This window comes from uncultured Exiguobacterium sp. (assembly GCF_964277885.1).
Classification (GTDB): domain Bacteria; phylum Bacillota; class Bacilli; order Exiguobacteriales; family Exiguobacteriaceae; genus Exiguobacterium_A.
The window spans coordinates 1,796,366-1,810,766 of record NZ_CAXYJR010000005.1 but is presented as its reverse complement, the minus strand read 5'-3'; the positions used below and the strand labels follow the sequence as shown (position 1 = coordinate 1,810,766).

Here is a 14,401-nt window from a genome sequence, read left to right as displayed (position 1 = left end):
GGAGCGATTCAGATGACAGTCAACTGGAATGAAACACGTTCGTTTTTAGAAAGCAAGATGCAGGCAAAACCGGAGATTGGATTAATTCTCGGTTCAGGACTTGGTGTCCTCGCGGATGAGATTGAAAATCCAATCGCGATTCCATACCACGAAATCCCGAACTTCCCGGTATCAACAGTCGAAGGACACGCGGGGCAACTCGTCTTCGGTACTCTTGAAGGGAAACAAGTCGTTGCGATGCAAGGACGATTCCACTTCTACGAAGGATATTCGATGGATATGGTCACGTTCCCAGTCCGTGTCATGAAGGCGATCGGCGTTGAGACATTGATCGTTACGAACGCAGCGGGTGCTTGTAACGAAGCGTTCGAACCAGGTGATTTGATGTTGATCACGGATCACATCAACTTCTTCGGTACGAACCCATTGATCGGGAAGAACGTCGACGAGATGGGACCACGTTTCCCGGATATGTCGAAGCCATATGATGCGGAATTACTTCGTCTTGCACAGGAAACAGCGGATGAACTCGGAATTCGTGTCCGTCAAGGTGTCTACTTCGGAAACACTGGTCCAACATATGAGACACCAGCAGAAGTTAAGATGGCACGGATGCTCGGTGGCGACGTCGTCGGTATGTCGACGGTCCCTGAAGTCATCGTTGCCCGTCATTCAGATATGCGAGTCCTTGGGATTTCGTGTGTCTCAAACATGGCAGCAGGTATTCTCGATCAACCGTTACACCATGATGAAGTCATCGAAACGACAGAACGCGTCCGCGCACACTTCCTATCGCTCGTTCGCGGTTCGATCAAAAAAATGTAACGACTGTTTTAAAACTCATAAACCACTCCTGAGGAGGAACTAGATTATGCGTATGGTAGATTTGATTGCAACAAAACGAGACGGTGGCGAACTCGCAACAGCTGATATTCAAGCAATGGTAGAAGGATTCACGAATGGTGAGATTCCAGATTACCAAATGTCAGCGATGTCGATGGCGATTTTCTATCAAGGAATGTCAGATCGTGAAATCGCTGATTTGACGATGGCGATGGTCAACTCGGGCGACGTAATCGACCTTTCACGTATCCACGGGAAAAAAGTCGACAAACACTCAACTGGCGGCGTAGGTGACAAAATCAGTTTGATCGTCGCACCACTCGTTGCGTCAATCGGTATTCCGGTTGCGAAGATGAGCGGTCGTGGACTCGGTCATACAGGTGGAACCATCGACAAACTCGAAGCGTTCCCTGGTTTTGACGTCGAGCTTTCAGAAGAAGCGTTCGTTTCACAAGTCAACGACATCAAGATGGCGATCATCGGTCAAACGGGTAACCTGACGCCTGCAGACAAAAAACTCTACGCACTTCGTGACGTCACAGCGACGGTCAACTCGATTCCATTGATCGCAAGTTCGATCATGTCGAAAAAGATCGCAGCAGGAGCAGATAGCATCGTACTCGACGTCAAGACAGGTTCTGGTGCCTTCATGAAATCGTTCGAAGATGCAAAAGCACTCGCGACAGAGATGGTTTCGATCGGTAAGAGTGTCAACCGTAAGACGGTTGCTGTCATTACGGACATGGATCAGCCGCTCGGCTTTGAAATCGGAAACGCAAACGAAGTCAAGGAAGCGATTGAAGTCCTTCAAGGGAAAGATGTCCGTGACTTGAAAGTCATCGCTTTGACGATTGCATCACACATGGCAGTCCTCGGTGATTTCTACCCGACGTTCGACGAAGCATATGCTGATCTCGAAACACGTCTCGGTAACGGAGCAGCACTTGACGTCTTCAAGAAGTTCATCGCAGCTCAAGGTGGCGACGCGTCACTCGTTGACGACATGACAAAAGCACTTGAGACGAAATACGAAAAAACATTCGTCGCTTCAAAAGCAGGTTATGTCTCTGAAATCATTGCTGACGAAGTCGGTGTTGCAGCGATGATCCTCGGTGCTGGACGCGCGACGAAAGCGGATGAAATCGATCACGCAGCAAGCGTCACGTTACACAAGAAAGTCGGCGACCGTGTCGAAGTCGGCGATGTCATCGCAACACTTCGTTCAAACAAAGAAACACTCGATCAAGCAATCGAAAAAATGGATCACGCGTACCACATCAGTGAAACGAAACCGGCAGAACGTCCGCTCGTTCACGCTGTCATCCAGTAAGCAATCCAATCAGCAATACTTGAGTAGTGGACTTTGTCCGCTACTCTTTTTTTTTTGTGATAGAATCAAAATTGTAAAAATATAGGATGACTAATTTTAGGAGTGAGTGTATGAAACGGTGGTTGATCGGAATTGCCAGTCTAGTTGGAATCATCGGAGGTGGTGCCTTATTGATGACTTTCGCTTTTACACAGGACATGAACTCGGATGGAACGAAAGAGACTGAAATACAGCGGAAAGCAAAAACTTACTTAGAACAGCATCTTCCGGAAGCGAAGGTGACCGGTAGTCTTTACGACAACATGGGCAATTTTCCATTTGAATATGCCGCACGCGCGATAGACGAAAAAACGAATACTGAGTTTTTCGTCTATCAACAAGAGGAGTCGGGGAGGTTCGTTGACTCGTATCATGCGTCACTTTGGGAAGATCGGTTAGAGCGACGGATCCCGTCGCCGACTCTCGAACAACTGAACCATCAATTGAGCGTGACCGTACTTTATGACAACGATAAAATACAGCAGCTAGGTGATGCGCGTTTTGATTCAGAGGCTTATTTACGGAAGGAAGTCGCTCCGACGCTCTTAGTGGACGTTCCACGCAAGCGACACGAACAGGATAAAGCGCAGGTCACAGCGTGGGCAAAGTCGTTGCGCGAACAAAAGATTCTTCAACACATGACAGTCAAGGTCGATTATGTTTCGGAAAAAGGAGAATTGCTTGAGAACGGAGATTCGATCTTCGTGAAGCTGTAAGATGGATGGAAAAAATGAGAGTACGCGGTTCCTCTTCGATTTGTTATACTGGAAATACTTGTAATGAAAAAGGGGGGACTCTCATGAAACCACCACGCTTACAAAAAGGGGATAAGATTGCCATCGTCTCGCCGGCGTCTGCTGTCGCAGCATACGTACCGCGTCGGCTCGCCCGCGGCATCGCGACACTTGAAAAAATGGGCTTTGAGGTCGTCTTGATGCCGAACGCAACGGCTGTTCATAGTCATACGGCAGGAACGATCGGGGAACGGCTGCAAGATTTACATATGGCATTCGCAGATCCGTCAATTAAGGCGATCATCTCGACGATTGGTGGGTTTAACTCGCACCAGTTGCTCGACGAACTTGATTATGAGTTGATCCGGAACAATCCGAAAATCTTTGTGGGCTTCAGTGATATCACGGCACTCTTTGCGGGCATCTATCAGCAGACAGGATTGACGACGTTCGTCGGACCCGCGCTCCTGACGCAGTTCGGTCAATTCGATGGTCTTGATCCGTATACGGAAGAATCGTTCAAACGTACGTTCATGCAGACGGAGCCGATTGGTCGAATCGAAGCGTCTGAGGAATGGACGGACGAGATCTTACGCTGGGATGTCGCGGACGACCGAAGACGAGAACATCAAGTGAACGCAGGATACACGATCGTTAAGACGGGTATCGCAGAAGGACCGATTTTGACGGGAAACACGGGAACACTTTTACTCCTTGCTGGAACACCATACTTGCCATCGTTTGACGGTGTCGTCTTGATGCTTGAGGATGACGAGAGTGAGACACCGGAAACGATTGACCGGTATTTCACGCAATTACGGCATATCGGTGCGTATGACAAGATTGCGGCACTCGTCGTCGGACGCTTCCCGCGCAAAGTCGATTTTGATCCGGACTTCCCGCTCAAAGACATCATTTTACGTGCGACACGAGGATATGACTTCCCGATCATTCTTGATGCGGACTTCGGACATACAGATCCTGTTGCGACACTCGCGAATGGGGTGCGGATTCGTGTCGAAGCAACGGATTCGGTGACGCTCGATGTGTTAGAGGCAGCCGTCGAGTAAAAAGGTCTGCACGACGTCTTGAAATTTGGTACACTGTACCATGGAATCACGATCTTGAATCGTGACGAATCTCCTGCTGAAAAGCACGAAAGGTTGGTCAAACATGCAAAAAACTGGTCATATCTTATTAGAAGATGGAAATAAAATCGAATTCGAATTGTTCAACGATGAAGCACCGATCACGACTGAAAACTTCGAAAACCTTGCAAACTCGAACTTCTACGATGGATTGAACTTCCACCGTGTCATCCCAGGCTTCGTCTCACAAGGCGGATGCCCAATCGGAAACGGTACAGGCGGTTCAGGAAAAACGATTCCTTGCGAAACGTCAACATCATACCCACACAAACACAAAGCGGGTTCACTTTCGATGGCACACGCTGGTCGCAACACAGGATCAAGCCAATTCTTCATCGTACACGAGCCACAACCGCATCTCGACGGCGTACACACGGTCTTCGGACAAGTGACTTCAGGTCTTGAGCATGCACAAAAAATGAAGCAAGGCGCTGGCATCAAAGAAATCCGCGTCGAAGCGTAAGTTCTTGCTCCTCTTCGAACGTTCGAAGAGGAGTTTTCTTTTTTTAGATCCGGGTACAATCAGTAAGGGAAGTCAACTCGAAAAGGAGTGTTTGTCATGCGTTTAGAAGGAAAACGAATCATCCAAGTCGTCAGCAATGACTTCGAGGATTTAGAATTATGGTATCCAGTCCATCGCTTGCGTGAAGAGGGCGCAATCGTCGACATCGTCGGGGAAAAAGCAGATGAGACGTACATCGGAAAATATGGTGTCCCGATCAAATCGAATAAGACGTTTGATGAGATCAATCCATCGGAATACGATGCGATTCTTGTTCCGGGTGGTTGGTCGCCCGATCTGTTACGCCGCTTTGACTCTGTTTTGAACATGGTGCGTCATTTTGACCAGAACAAGCAACCGATTGGTCAAATCTGCCACGCTGGTTGGGTGCTGATCTCTGCTGGCATCTTAAAAGGTGTTAACGTCACGAGTACGCCAGGGATCAAGGATGATATGACGAATGCAGGTGCAATTTGGCATGATGAAGCCGTCGTCGTTGACGGACATATCGTCTCGAGTCGTCGTCCGCCCGATCTACCGGACTACATGCGTGCCTTCATCCAAGTGATGGAAGAACAAGCATGATTCAGATGCAGGGGACGTCACGTGACGGTCTCCTGCCTTTTTGATGGATTATGAAAAAAATGCAGTAATTCTGTGTGAGAAGGTGTAGAATGAATGAGTCTCAGTCGTTCATGCTCCTGAGAGTTGTTGAAATTAGGAAGGTGTAGAATCACATGCTAGTAAAATATAAGAAGTTGAATGAACGGACCGCGATGGGGCTGATCGCCTTTTCGTGCGAAGTGAAGGATCCGAAGTATTTGCTTGAAACGGTTCAAGCCTATGAACAGGAAGAAGACCAACGCTTGTATTTGTACAAACAAGATGAGGATTTCGTCGGTGTCATCGGGTTTCAATTAATGGATGGCCATGCTGAATTGAAACATATCGCCTTATCACCGTCTTTCCGTGGAGAACGGATGTCGTATCTCCTACTCGATGAAGCAGTCAAGCTCCTTCGAACGGATATTACGGGTGCGACCGAAGAGACGCAACGCCTCGTCGACAAATGGAAAAACCAATAAAAAGACCGGTCCATGGCTCAGATGGACCGGTCTCTTCGGTTTTGTAGCGCTTCCTGTCGCGCAAGAACGACATCCGTGCGATCACGCAAGCGATGCTTATGCGTCACATAGTCGAGATCAGGTGCTGTCGCTTCAAGCGCGATGGTCCGGATGACATCCGGGAAGACAGATAACGGGATGTGTCGATAAACCGGATCCATAAAATGATGACGATGATCGAGCAAACGAGAGACGTCGATTCCGGACGCAATCAGCGTAGCTCGGTGACGTTCGATCTTATCAAATGCTTTCACATATGTCCGCTGTGCGCCATGCGCATTGCCGCGCCGATGGTGATAGCGGGCGACGGCCAGTTGGATCAGACCGACAAGCGCCTCATCCTGGCGCTGTCCTTCTTGCCAGACTTCCTCTAAGATTTCATGGCACTCGAAGTAATCGTGCCGGATGTTGAATTCAAATACGAATCGCTCGATCGGATTCATGGAATCACCTCTTCCTTTGAATATAACATAGTCGAACCCATCCGTTGTATGGTATACTAAGGCGCAAAAAACGTTGATGGGCAGGGAGAATCATGGAATCATACAGTGTAAAGATGGATGCGTTTGAAGGCCCGCTGGACTTGCTGTTACACTTGGTTGGTAAATTAGAAATCGATATTTATGATATATCCGTTTCCATGGTGACGGATCAATATGTGTCCTATATCCGTGCGATGCAACATCTTGAACTAGATGTTGCTAGTGAATATCTTGTCATGGCAGCGACGCTGTTGCAACTGAAAAGCAAACAACTCTTGCCGATTGAACAGACGGAATACGATGAGATTCCCGATTTCGAGGAAGAACCGACACGAGAAGGTCTGATTCAACAGTTGATCGAGTATAAAGCGTATAAGGAAGCGGCACTCGTCCTCAAGGAAAAGGAAGAGGCGCGTCTTGAGCTGTTCTCGAAACAACCAGAGGATTTGATGCGTTATCTCGATACGGACGCACAAGAGTATAATGGTACGTTATCCCTAAGTGATTTATTGCGTGCATACGAAAAAATGCGTCAACGGGAAGCTTGGAAGGTACGTCGCTCGAAGACGGTTAAACGGGAAGAACGGTCACTTGAGCAACAGATGGAGTCCGTTGCCCGTTACGTCGCGACGCGGGAACGTACGACATTCTTCGGCTTTTTTGCGGAGCAACCGACAGTTGAAGAACTGGTCGTCAGTTTCCTCGCCGTCCTAGAGCTCGTCAAGCAACGGGTCATTGATTGTGAACAGATGACCGATGACATCCTATTGCGGAGCATGGTGAAGGAGGAGAGTCAGATTGGCGTATGAACAAATCATTGAAAGCCTGTTATTCGTCGTCGGCGATGACGGCATTGACCCACGTGGTCTCAGTCAAGCGCTAGAGATCAGTGAAGCAGCGGCGCGCGAACAGTTACTGGCTCTTCAGACGACGTTCGAAGCGGAGCGACGGGTGTTGCAAATCGTGGAGTCAGGTGGCGTCTTTAAGATGGTGACACGTAAAGAGATGTCGCCGTATATTCAGGCGTATGCGGGATCACTTGCAGAAGACTCCTTGTCTCGAGCAGCGATGGAGACACTCGTCATCATCGCGTACAAACAACCCGTCACGCGTGCTGATATCGAAGTCGTCCGTGGCGTCAAGACGGAACGCGTCATCCATACGTTAAGTGCAAAAGGTTTGATTGAAGAAGCGGGACGCGCCAAAGGCGTTGGTCGCGCGAAATTGTATAAGACGACGGATCATTTCCTGGACCACTTTGGTCTGAATAGTATTGAGGAGTTACCACCACTCGAGTTCGAAGAAACGTTCGAATCAGATGGAGATCTCTTCTTCCGGAATGATCCTTCATTAGAGGAGAGAGTGAATTAATGGAACGGTTACAAAAAATCATCGCACAAGCAGGTGTCGCTTCACGGCGTAAAGCAGAGGAATTGATTACAGCAGGCCGCGTCAAGGTTAACGGGAAAGTCATCACGGAGCTCGGAACGAAAGTTGGAGCGCGTGCTGAAGTCGAAGTCGACGGCGTGAAGCTTGAGCGTGAAGAACACGTTTATTACATGCTGTATAAACCAACAGGTGTCGTCTCGACGGTTGAAGACGATAAGGGGCGTAAGACGGTCGTTGATCTCGTACCACCGGGACACCGTGTCTTCCCAGTCGGTCGACTCGACTACAATACGAGCGGTCTTCTTTTGATGACGAATGACGGTGAATTCTCGAACCTTCTGCTTCACCCGAAGTATAAGGTACCGAAACGCTACATCGTCAAAATCAAAGGTGTACCGGAATATTTCCACGTCAAAGGTCTTGAAAAAGGCGTCGTTTTACCGGACGGCTTTAAGACAGGGAAAGCGCGCGTCGAGATGCGTGACATCGACAAGAAGAAAAACACGGCAATCCTTGAGATGGTCATCTACGAGGGGCATAACCGCCAAGTCCGTCAAATGGTCGAGACACTCGGTTCAGAAGTCTTGAAGTTAAAACGTGAACAGTTCGGTTTCTTGACACTGGCAGGTCTTACTTCTGGCGAGTGGCGTGAACTTTCAAAAAAAGAAGTCAATCAATTGCGTGAGCTAGCGGATCCAGCCGCTCCACCTACGAAAAGACGTAAGAACACAAAAAAACGTTAATTTGTAAAGCGAGAAGCTCATCCTCCGGGTTGAGTTTTCTTTTTTTGTGACAAAACGATTAACGAATTTCACATTTTGTCAACGTTTAAGCGATTTCAAGTACAATATGGGTGGAGGCGGTAAAATATGAAAAAAACGAAACAAAATCCGGAAGAACGCTTAGCAGCAGCCCAGCAAAAAAAGAAGAAACGCTCTTTCTGGCGTCTGATGATCATGACGATGGTCTTGTTCGCCGGTGCTGTCGTCATCATGCAATTCGTCGATCAAGCGACACGTGATAAAAACGGTCGTGTCATGGCAGGCGATGATGCTCCTGGTTTCGCACTCGTCGATTTATACGGTGAGAAACAGCACTCGATGGATGAATACAAAGGAAAAGGACTTTTACTCAATTTCTGGGGGACATTCTGTGAACCATGTAAGAAAGAGATGCCTTTGATCAATGACAACTATAAGATGATGCAGGATCAAGGTGTCAATTTCGTAGCGGTCAATGTCGGAGAAACACCGGTTCGTGTCTCAAGCTTCATCAAGGATATCGGCGGAACGGACTATCCGATCCTCATGGATACGAACAGTTCTGTTGAGAAGGCTTACGGGATCTATAACTTACCTGTGACGTTTATCATCAATAAAAAAGGTGAGGTCGTCGAGAAATACGAAGGTGAGATTGATCAAGCGAAGCTGGAAGAGATGGTGAAGAAGGCGAACCAGTAACGCATCGAAGGGGGATTTAAGGATGCAGGAGCAAGAAGATTTCAAACAACTGGACATGCGTTACGAGGAAGCAGAGCTTCGTTCGAAACGTAAAAATCCATCTTGGATCGACCGGGCATGGACATTCTTCTCGTCCGTTAAGGTCGGGTTATGGCTGATCGGTTTGATCATCATCGCGAGTGGGGTCGGTACGATTTTCCCGCAAGAGATGTATATTCCACAGGCAACACCACCGGAAGAGTTTTATCAAAAAGAATACGGTACGGCAGGGGATATCTACTATACGTTAGGATTCCACAACCTGTTTGAGTCATGGTGGTATATCGGATTAATCACACTGTTACTCTTATCAATCATCATCGTATCGATTGACCGCTTCTTCCCGCTCTACCGAGCATTGAAGAAGCAACCGGTCATTCAGTCGGACCGTTTCATGAATGGTCAGCGATTTGGCGCTGAAGCGACTGGAGACGTCAAAAAAATCGATGCGATTGCACCGTTACTTGAGAAGAAGGGCTATAAAATCCGTCGACAAGACGGGGCGCTCTTAGCAGAAAAGCAACGGTTTGGACGATGGGGTCCTTACATCAACCATATTGGTCTTGTACTATTCTTCGGAGGAGCGATGCTTCGGGTCGTACCGGGTATGCATGAAGATGAACTGCTCTGGCTTCGTGAAGGAGAGACATTACCAATCGAAGCGACGGACAACAAGTATTACTTGAAAAATGAAGCGTTCAACATCGAGTTCTATGATCCTGAGAAGGTGGACGCGAAATTCAAGAAATCGCTTGAAGCAGCGGGCGGAAACGTGCCGAAAAACTACGACACGAAGATGACGCTCTATAAAAAAGTCGGAGAGACAAGTGATTTCAAACCGAAACTCGAAGAAATCAAATCAGGTGAGACAGCGGTCAACCGTCCATTCGAATTCGATGATTTCCAAGTCTTCCAAGAACAATACGCGGCAGATCCGGAATTCAAGACGATGTCGTTTAGCATCGTCAACCAAAAGACGGGTAAAGTCGTGGATACGATCAAGGTCGATTTACGTGAACCAAAAGAGATATACAAGTTGAAAAACGGCTATGATGTCGAATTGAAGGATTTCTTGCCTGATTTCGTCGTCAAGGATGGACAGCCGACGACCAATTCTGGACGTCCTGTCAATCCGGCGTTCGTCTTTAATATCAAATCACCGGAGCACCCAAAAGGGGAGCGTAGCTTGATTGGTATCAAGCTGAATGTCGGTGGGGATGAGAACCAGTACAAGATGGCGTTTGCCGGTACGGAACTCTCAAACATCTCAGGTGTCCGAATCAAGAAAGACTTGACGCTCCCGTTCCTCTTTGCGGGTGGTATCATCTTCATGGCAGGTTTATTGATCGGGATGTACTGGCCGCACCGTCGTCTTTGGTTACGTGAGAAGAACGGTCGCATCCAGATTGCTGGATTTACGAACAAAAACGCATTAGGGCTTCAAAAAGAAGCCAATCTCGCGCTGACGGAAGTTGGTCTACCAGAACTTGAAGATCGACAAAAGTTGCGGGAAGAGGGGGAAGCTAAATGAACATGCTTCAGTTGAGTAGTAATCTGCTCTTAACGTCATTCATCGTCTACCTCGTCAGTACAGGTTTTTTCGCTGTTGCGACGAGTGGCAAAAAAGGTCCGACACGTTCTGGTAAGATCGCCTATACGCTCGCGATCATCGGTTTCCTGGCTCAGTTAGGATATTTCTTTACGCGTTGGGCGGGTGCTGGACACGTTCCGGTCTCGAACTTATATGAATACACGACATTCTTTGGCATGATGATGGTCCTTGGATTCTTGATCGTCTATGCCATCTACAAAAACAATGTCCTTGGCTTAATTGCAATGCCGGTTGCCTTGCTCGTCATCGCCTATGCGGCGATGTTCCCGGATGAGGTCCAACCCTTGATTCCGGCACTTCAAAGTGTCTGGCTTAAAATCCACGTTACGACGGCAGCACTCGGTGAGGGAATCCTCGCTGTCAGTTTTGCGACAGGATTGCTCTATCTGGTCCACGCAACAGACTTCAATAAAGAATCGAAAACACGAACGTGGCTTGAGATCGTCATGTTCTCACTCGTTTGTGTCGTTGGCTATATCTTAGTCGGTCTGTTGTTCAAAGCAACAGGTTCTGCATCAACGATCGAGTATGTCGCGAAGAACGGTGCAAAAATGACACATGAGTACACGATGCCGGTTCTGACAGGTCCTGAGAACGGAAAAGTCTTATCGGGTTCAGGTGCCGTCATCGAATTGCCGAACTTCTTGAACGCGAATAAGGTCAATACAGTCTTATGGTCAGTCATCGGCGGGGTCGTTTTATACGTGTTGCTTCGTTTCGTAGTTCTCCGTAAGCGAGTAGCAGAGAGTTTAAAACCAATCGCGCGGAAGATTGATTTAGAAACGGCGGATGAGATTAGTTACCGCGCAATCGCAATCGGTCTTCCAATCTTTATCCTTGGCGGTCTGATCTTCGCGATGATTTGGGCACAAATGGCATGGAGCCGCTACTGGGGCTGGGACCCGAAAGAGGTTTGGGCACTCATTACGATGCTCTTCTACGTGTTCTATCTTCACATGCGCATCCAGCGTGGGTGGATTGGTAAAAAATCAGCATGGTTATGTGTCGGTGGTTTTGCCGTCATCATGTTCAACCTCGTTTTCGTCAACCTTGTCGTAGCGGGACTACACTCGTACGCATAACGAAAAAAAGCAGTGGATCCGGAAACGGTCCGCTGCTTTTTGATGTTTCTTTGACAAAAGAGTATCGGTTAGGGGAAATCAGCCAGTGCAAGCCATTCTTTTCGTTTCATAGTATACTAAAAGAGTAGTAGGATAGAGGAGTAGAGTTTAGTTCATAGGAGGAGACAGCATGTCAGAAGAAGCACGTATTTTAGTCGTCGACGATGAGGAACGAATTCGTCGCCTATTGAAGATGTATCTGGAACGGGAAAATTTCACGATCGAGGAAGCAGACAATGGAGAGACGGCGCTTGAAATGGCGCTTGAGACAGAATACGATGTCATTCTCCTCGACTTGATGATGCCGAAGATGGACGGGATGCAAGTTTGTGAAGAACTACGAAAAACGAAAGCGACGCCGATCGTCATGCTGACGGCAAAAGGTGAAGAGACGAATCGCGTCCATGGGTTTGAGATGGGGGCAGATGATTATATCGTCAAACCATTCAGTCCACGTGAAGTCGTCTTGCGTGTCAAAGCGATCCTTCGTCGGGCGAGTGCGACGAAATTCCTCCACACGGATGCGAAAACTAAAGATGTTATCGTCTTCCCACACTTGACGATCGACAACGACGCGCACCGCGTGACGGTTGAATCACAAGAAGTCAATTTAACACCAAAAGAATACGAACTCCTGTATTTCTTGGCAAAACAAACGGACAAGGTGTTCTCGCGGGAACAATTACTCAAGGAAGTCTGGAACTATGAATTTTTCGGAGATCTGCGGACGGTCGATACACACGTCAAACGTCTGCGTGAAAAGCTGAATCGTTTGTCTCCGAACGCCGCTCAAATGATCACGACGGTCTGGGGTGTCGGATACAAGTTCGAGAATAGTCCAACCTGACGATGAAATGGTTGCAAAGTGTAGTCATCAAACTATGGGGAACGATCCTGTTGCTCGTCTCGGTCGTCTTGATTGCCTTGACGATCTTGTTACTTGAATTTTTTAACTCGTTTCATATCGAACAGGAACGGGGGCATCTCGCAAAGCTCGGTCAACAAGTCGAGACCGTCTTTCAGGCGCATTCAGGCATTGAGGAAGGATCGAGTACCGCGGTTGAAATCACCGATATTTACGGCGCGACGCTGATCGCGAAGACCCAGGACGATTCCGTCGAAGCAAACATCTCACAAGCGAAGGCGAACCGGATCATCAAGGAGCTTGAACGCCAAAACTGGAAAGCGATTGACGGTGAAGAGGGCGAGACGGCGATCGGCAACTATGAGACGTTCGATGGAAAGGCGGCACTCGCGTATCGGGCACCGCTCATTACGGATAGCGGCAATGGAACGATCTACTTGATCGAACAATTGACGAACATCGAGCAGGCGAATGAAGGCGCACGTCAAATCATTCAGCTCTGTGTCTTGTTAGCAATCATCGGGACGACCGTCTTTGCCTTCTTCCTCTCGACACGGATCACGGCACCACTGCGGACGATTCGTCAAGCCGTCGTTGAGGCCGGTGAAGGAAAATTCGATCAAAGCCTGACACAACGTTCGCGGGATGAGATTGGTGACTTAGCGCTTGCCTTTAACGAGATGAGTAGCCAGCTTAATCAATACGTCACGGATCTCGATAAGGAACGTCACTTACTTTCCTCGATTCTGCGCTGTATGGCGGACGGCGTGTTGACGTTCTCGAAATCAGGTGAACTCCTCGCGACGAACCCACCAGCAGAGGCATTCCTTGCGGGGGCTCCCGTTCCAGACGAGCTGATTGAATTATTCCAGACAGTCATGCGGGAAGAGACGGAGATGACCGTCTCCTTCGAACGAGAGGGACGCTTCTACATCATCATTGTCAGTCCGTTACTCGAACAAGAAGAACAGATTGGAGCGGTCGCCGTCCTGCGTGATATGACGGAAGCACAACAACTCGAGAAGATGCGTGCTGATTTTGTCGCGAACGTCAGTCATGAACTGCGGACGCCACTCGTCATGCTGCAAGGATATTCGGAAGCAATCGTTGACGGAATGACCGAAAGTGATGAGGCGACAAAGGAATTCGCATCGATCATCTATGATGAATCGCAACGTCTGTCCCGTCTTGTCAATGATCTCCTCGATCTCGCGCGAATGGAAGCCGGTTATCAGGAGTTACGGATAGAAGCCGTCGAAGCCGTTTCCTTCGCGCGGCGAGTCATCAAGAAGTTCAAACAGATGGGGCGCGATAAGCAGGTCACGTTCTCGGTTTCCGGTCCGAACGTCGTATTTGACGCCGATCCGGATCAGATGGAGCAAGTCTTGACGAATCTCCTCGGCAACGCTCTTCGATATACGGAGAACGGCGAAATCAAGATTAAGATTGACGAAGATAGGGAAAACATTACATTATCCGTGATTGATTCAGGTGACGGGATTCCGGAAGAAGATCTACCTTTCGTCTTTGATCGTTTCTATAAGGCGGACAAGGCACGAACGCGTGGTAAGACCGGTACAGGAATTGGTCTTGCAATCGTCGCGAACGTCGTCCGTGCTCACGGCGGAGAGGTCGAAGTCGACAGCCGCTTAGGAGAAGGAGCGACTTTCCGAATCCGATTACCAAAAAAACAAAGGAAGCGAACATTATGAG

The 14,401-nt window shown here is 48.4% G+C and carries 16 protein-coding genes; 15 read left to right on the top strand and 1 reads right to left on the bottom strand.

Annotated elements, in window-relative coordinates:
• Positions 1–12 precede the first annotated feature (12 nt).
• The 7 genes from ACHWTJ_RS11325 (at position 13) to ACHWTJ_RS11295 (ending at position 5,681) form a co-directional block, all read left to right on the top strand.
• Positions 13–825, top strand: coding sequence for a purine-nucleoside phosphorylase (locus ACHWTJ_RS11325; protein WP_029341181.1), 813 nt, complete (start codon positions 13–15; stop codon positions 823–825).
• 46 nt (positions 826–871) lie between these two features.
• Positions 872–2,173, top strand: coding sequence for a pyrimidine-nucleoside phosphorylase (locus ACHWTJ_RS11320; RefSeq protein WP_055967087.1), 1,302 nt, complete (start codon positions 872–874; stop codon positions 2,171–2,173).
• Between the two features lie 110 nt (positions 2,174–2,283).
• Entirely contained in the window at positions 2,284–2,928 is a 645-nt protein-coding gene (locus tag ACHWTJ_RS11315; RefSeq protein WP_394679731.1) for a hypothetical protein, read from the top strand.
• 83 nt (positions 2,929–3,011) lie between these two features.
• Positions 3,012–4,016 (top strand): S66 peptidase family protein, encoded by a 1,005-nt coding sequence (locus ACHWTJ_RS11310; protein ID WP_294751312.1) that lies wholly within the window; start codon positions 3,012–3,014, stop codon positions 4,014–4,016.
• A gap of 103 nt (positions 4,017–4,119) precedes the next feature.
• A complete protein-coding gene (locus ACHWTJ_RS11305; RefSeq protein ID WP_023467682.1) occupies positions 4,120–4,557 on the top strand; it encodes a peptidylprolyl isomerase in 438 nt (145 codons plus the stop codon).
• A 96-nt stretch (positions 4,558–4,653) separates the two neighbouring features.
• Positions 4,654–5,181: a type 1 glutamine amidotransferase domain-containing protein gene (locus tag ACHWTJ_RS11300; RefSeq protein WP_029341185.1), complete on the top strand. Its 528-nt coding sequence runs from the start codon at positions 4,654–4,656 to the stop codon at positions 5,179–5,181.
• Between the two features lie 152 nt (positions 5,182–5,333).
• Complete coding sequence (locus ACHWTJ_RS11295; RefSeq protein WP_290755424.1) at positions 5,334–5,681, top strand: GNAT family N-acetyltransferase; 348 nt, start codon at positions 5,334–5,336, stop codon at positions 5,679–5,681.
• 17 nt (positions 5,682–5,698) lie between these two features.
• On the opposite strand, the gene ACHWTJ_RS11290 is transcribed toward ACHWTJ_RS11295, so the two are convergent.
• Entirely contained in the window at positions 5,699–6,163 is a 465-nt protein-coding gene (locus ACHWTJ_RS11290) for a DUF309 domain-containing protein (RefSeq protein WP_294751315.1), read from the bottom strand.
• 92 nt (positions 6,164–6,255) lie between these two features.
• On the opposite strand from ACHWTJ_RS11290, the gene ACHWTJ_RS11285 reads away from it, so the two are divergent.
• The 8 genes from ACHWTJ_RS11285 to ACHWTJ_RS11250 all read left to right on the top strand — a co-directional run bounded on the left by ACHWTJ_RS11285 (position 6,256) and on the right by ACHWTJ_RS11250 (position 14,400).
• Positions 6,256–7,011 (top strand): segregation/condensation protein A, encoded by a 756-nt coding sequence (locus ACHWTJ_RS11285; protein WP_023467686.1) that lies wholly within the window; start codon positions 6,256–6,258, stop codon positions 7,009–7,011.
• Entirely contained in the window at positions 7,001–7,573 is a 573-nt protein-coding gene (gene scpB, locus ACHWTJ_RS11280) for an SMC-Scp complex subunit ScpB (RefSeq protein ID WP_214855249.1), read from the top strand. The genes ACHWTJ_RS11285 and scpB overlap by 11 nt, the downstream gene beginning before the upstream one ends.
• Positions 7,573–8,334 (top strand): pseudouridine synthase, encoded by a 762-nt coding sequence (locus tag ACHWTJ_RS11275; protein WP_023467688.1) that lies wholly within the window; start codon positions 7,573–7,575, stop codon positions 8,332–8,334. The genes scpB and ACHWTJ_RS11275 overlap by 1 nt, the downstream gene beginning before the upstream one ends.
• Before the next feature lie 126 nt (positions 8,335–8,460).
• Complete coding sequence (locus ACHWTJ_RS11270) at positions 8,461–9,051, top strand: redoxin domain-containing protein (protein ID WP_294742554.1); 591 nt, start codon at positions 8,461–8,463, stop codon at positions 9,049–9,051.
• Between the two features lie 22 nt (positions 9,052–9,073).
• Positions 9,074–10,621, top strand: a complete 1,548-nt coding sequence (locus ACHWTJ_RS11265) for a cytochrome c biogenesis protein ResB (RefSeq protein ID WP_394679730.1) — start codon at positions 9,074–9,076, stop codon at positions 10,619–10,621.
• Positions 10,618–11,784 carry a c-type cytochrome biogenesis protein CcsB gene (gene ccsB / locus ACHWTJ_RS11260; RefSeq protein ID WP_294742549.1) on the top strand — a complete coding sequence of 389 codons (1,167 nt, stop codon included), beginning with the start codon at positions 10,618–10,620 and terminating at the stop codon, positions 11,782–11,784. Before ACHWTJ_RS11265 ends, ccsB begins: the two co-directional genes overlap by 4 nt.
• 169 nt (positions 11,785–11,953) lie before the next feature.
• Positions 11,954–12,670: a response regulator transcription factor gene (locus ACHWTJ_RS11255; RefSeq protein WP_023467692.1), complete on the top strand. Its 717-nt coding sequence runs from the start codon at positions 11,954–11,956 to the stop codon at positions 12,668–12,670.
• A gap of 2 nt (positions 12,671–12,672) precedes the next feature.
• Complete coding sequence (locus tag ACHWTJ_RS11250; protein ID WP_294747451.1) at positions 12,673–14,400, top strand: ATP-binding protein; 1,728 nt, start codon at positions 12,673–12,675, stop codon at positions 14,398–14,400.
• Position 14,401: the final 1 nt, after the last annotated feature.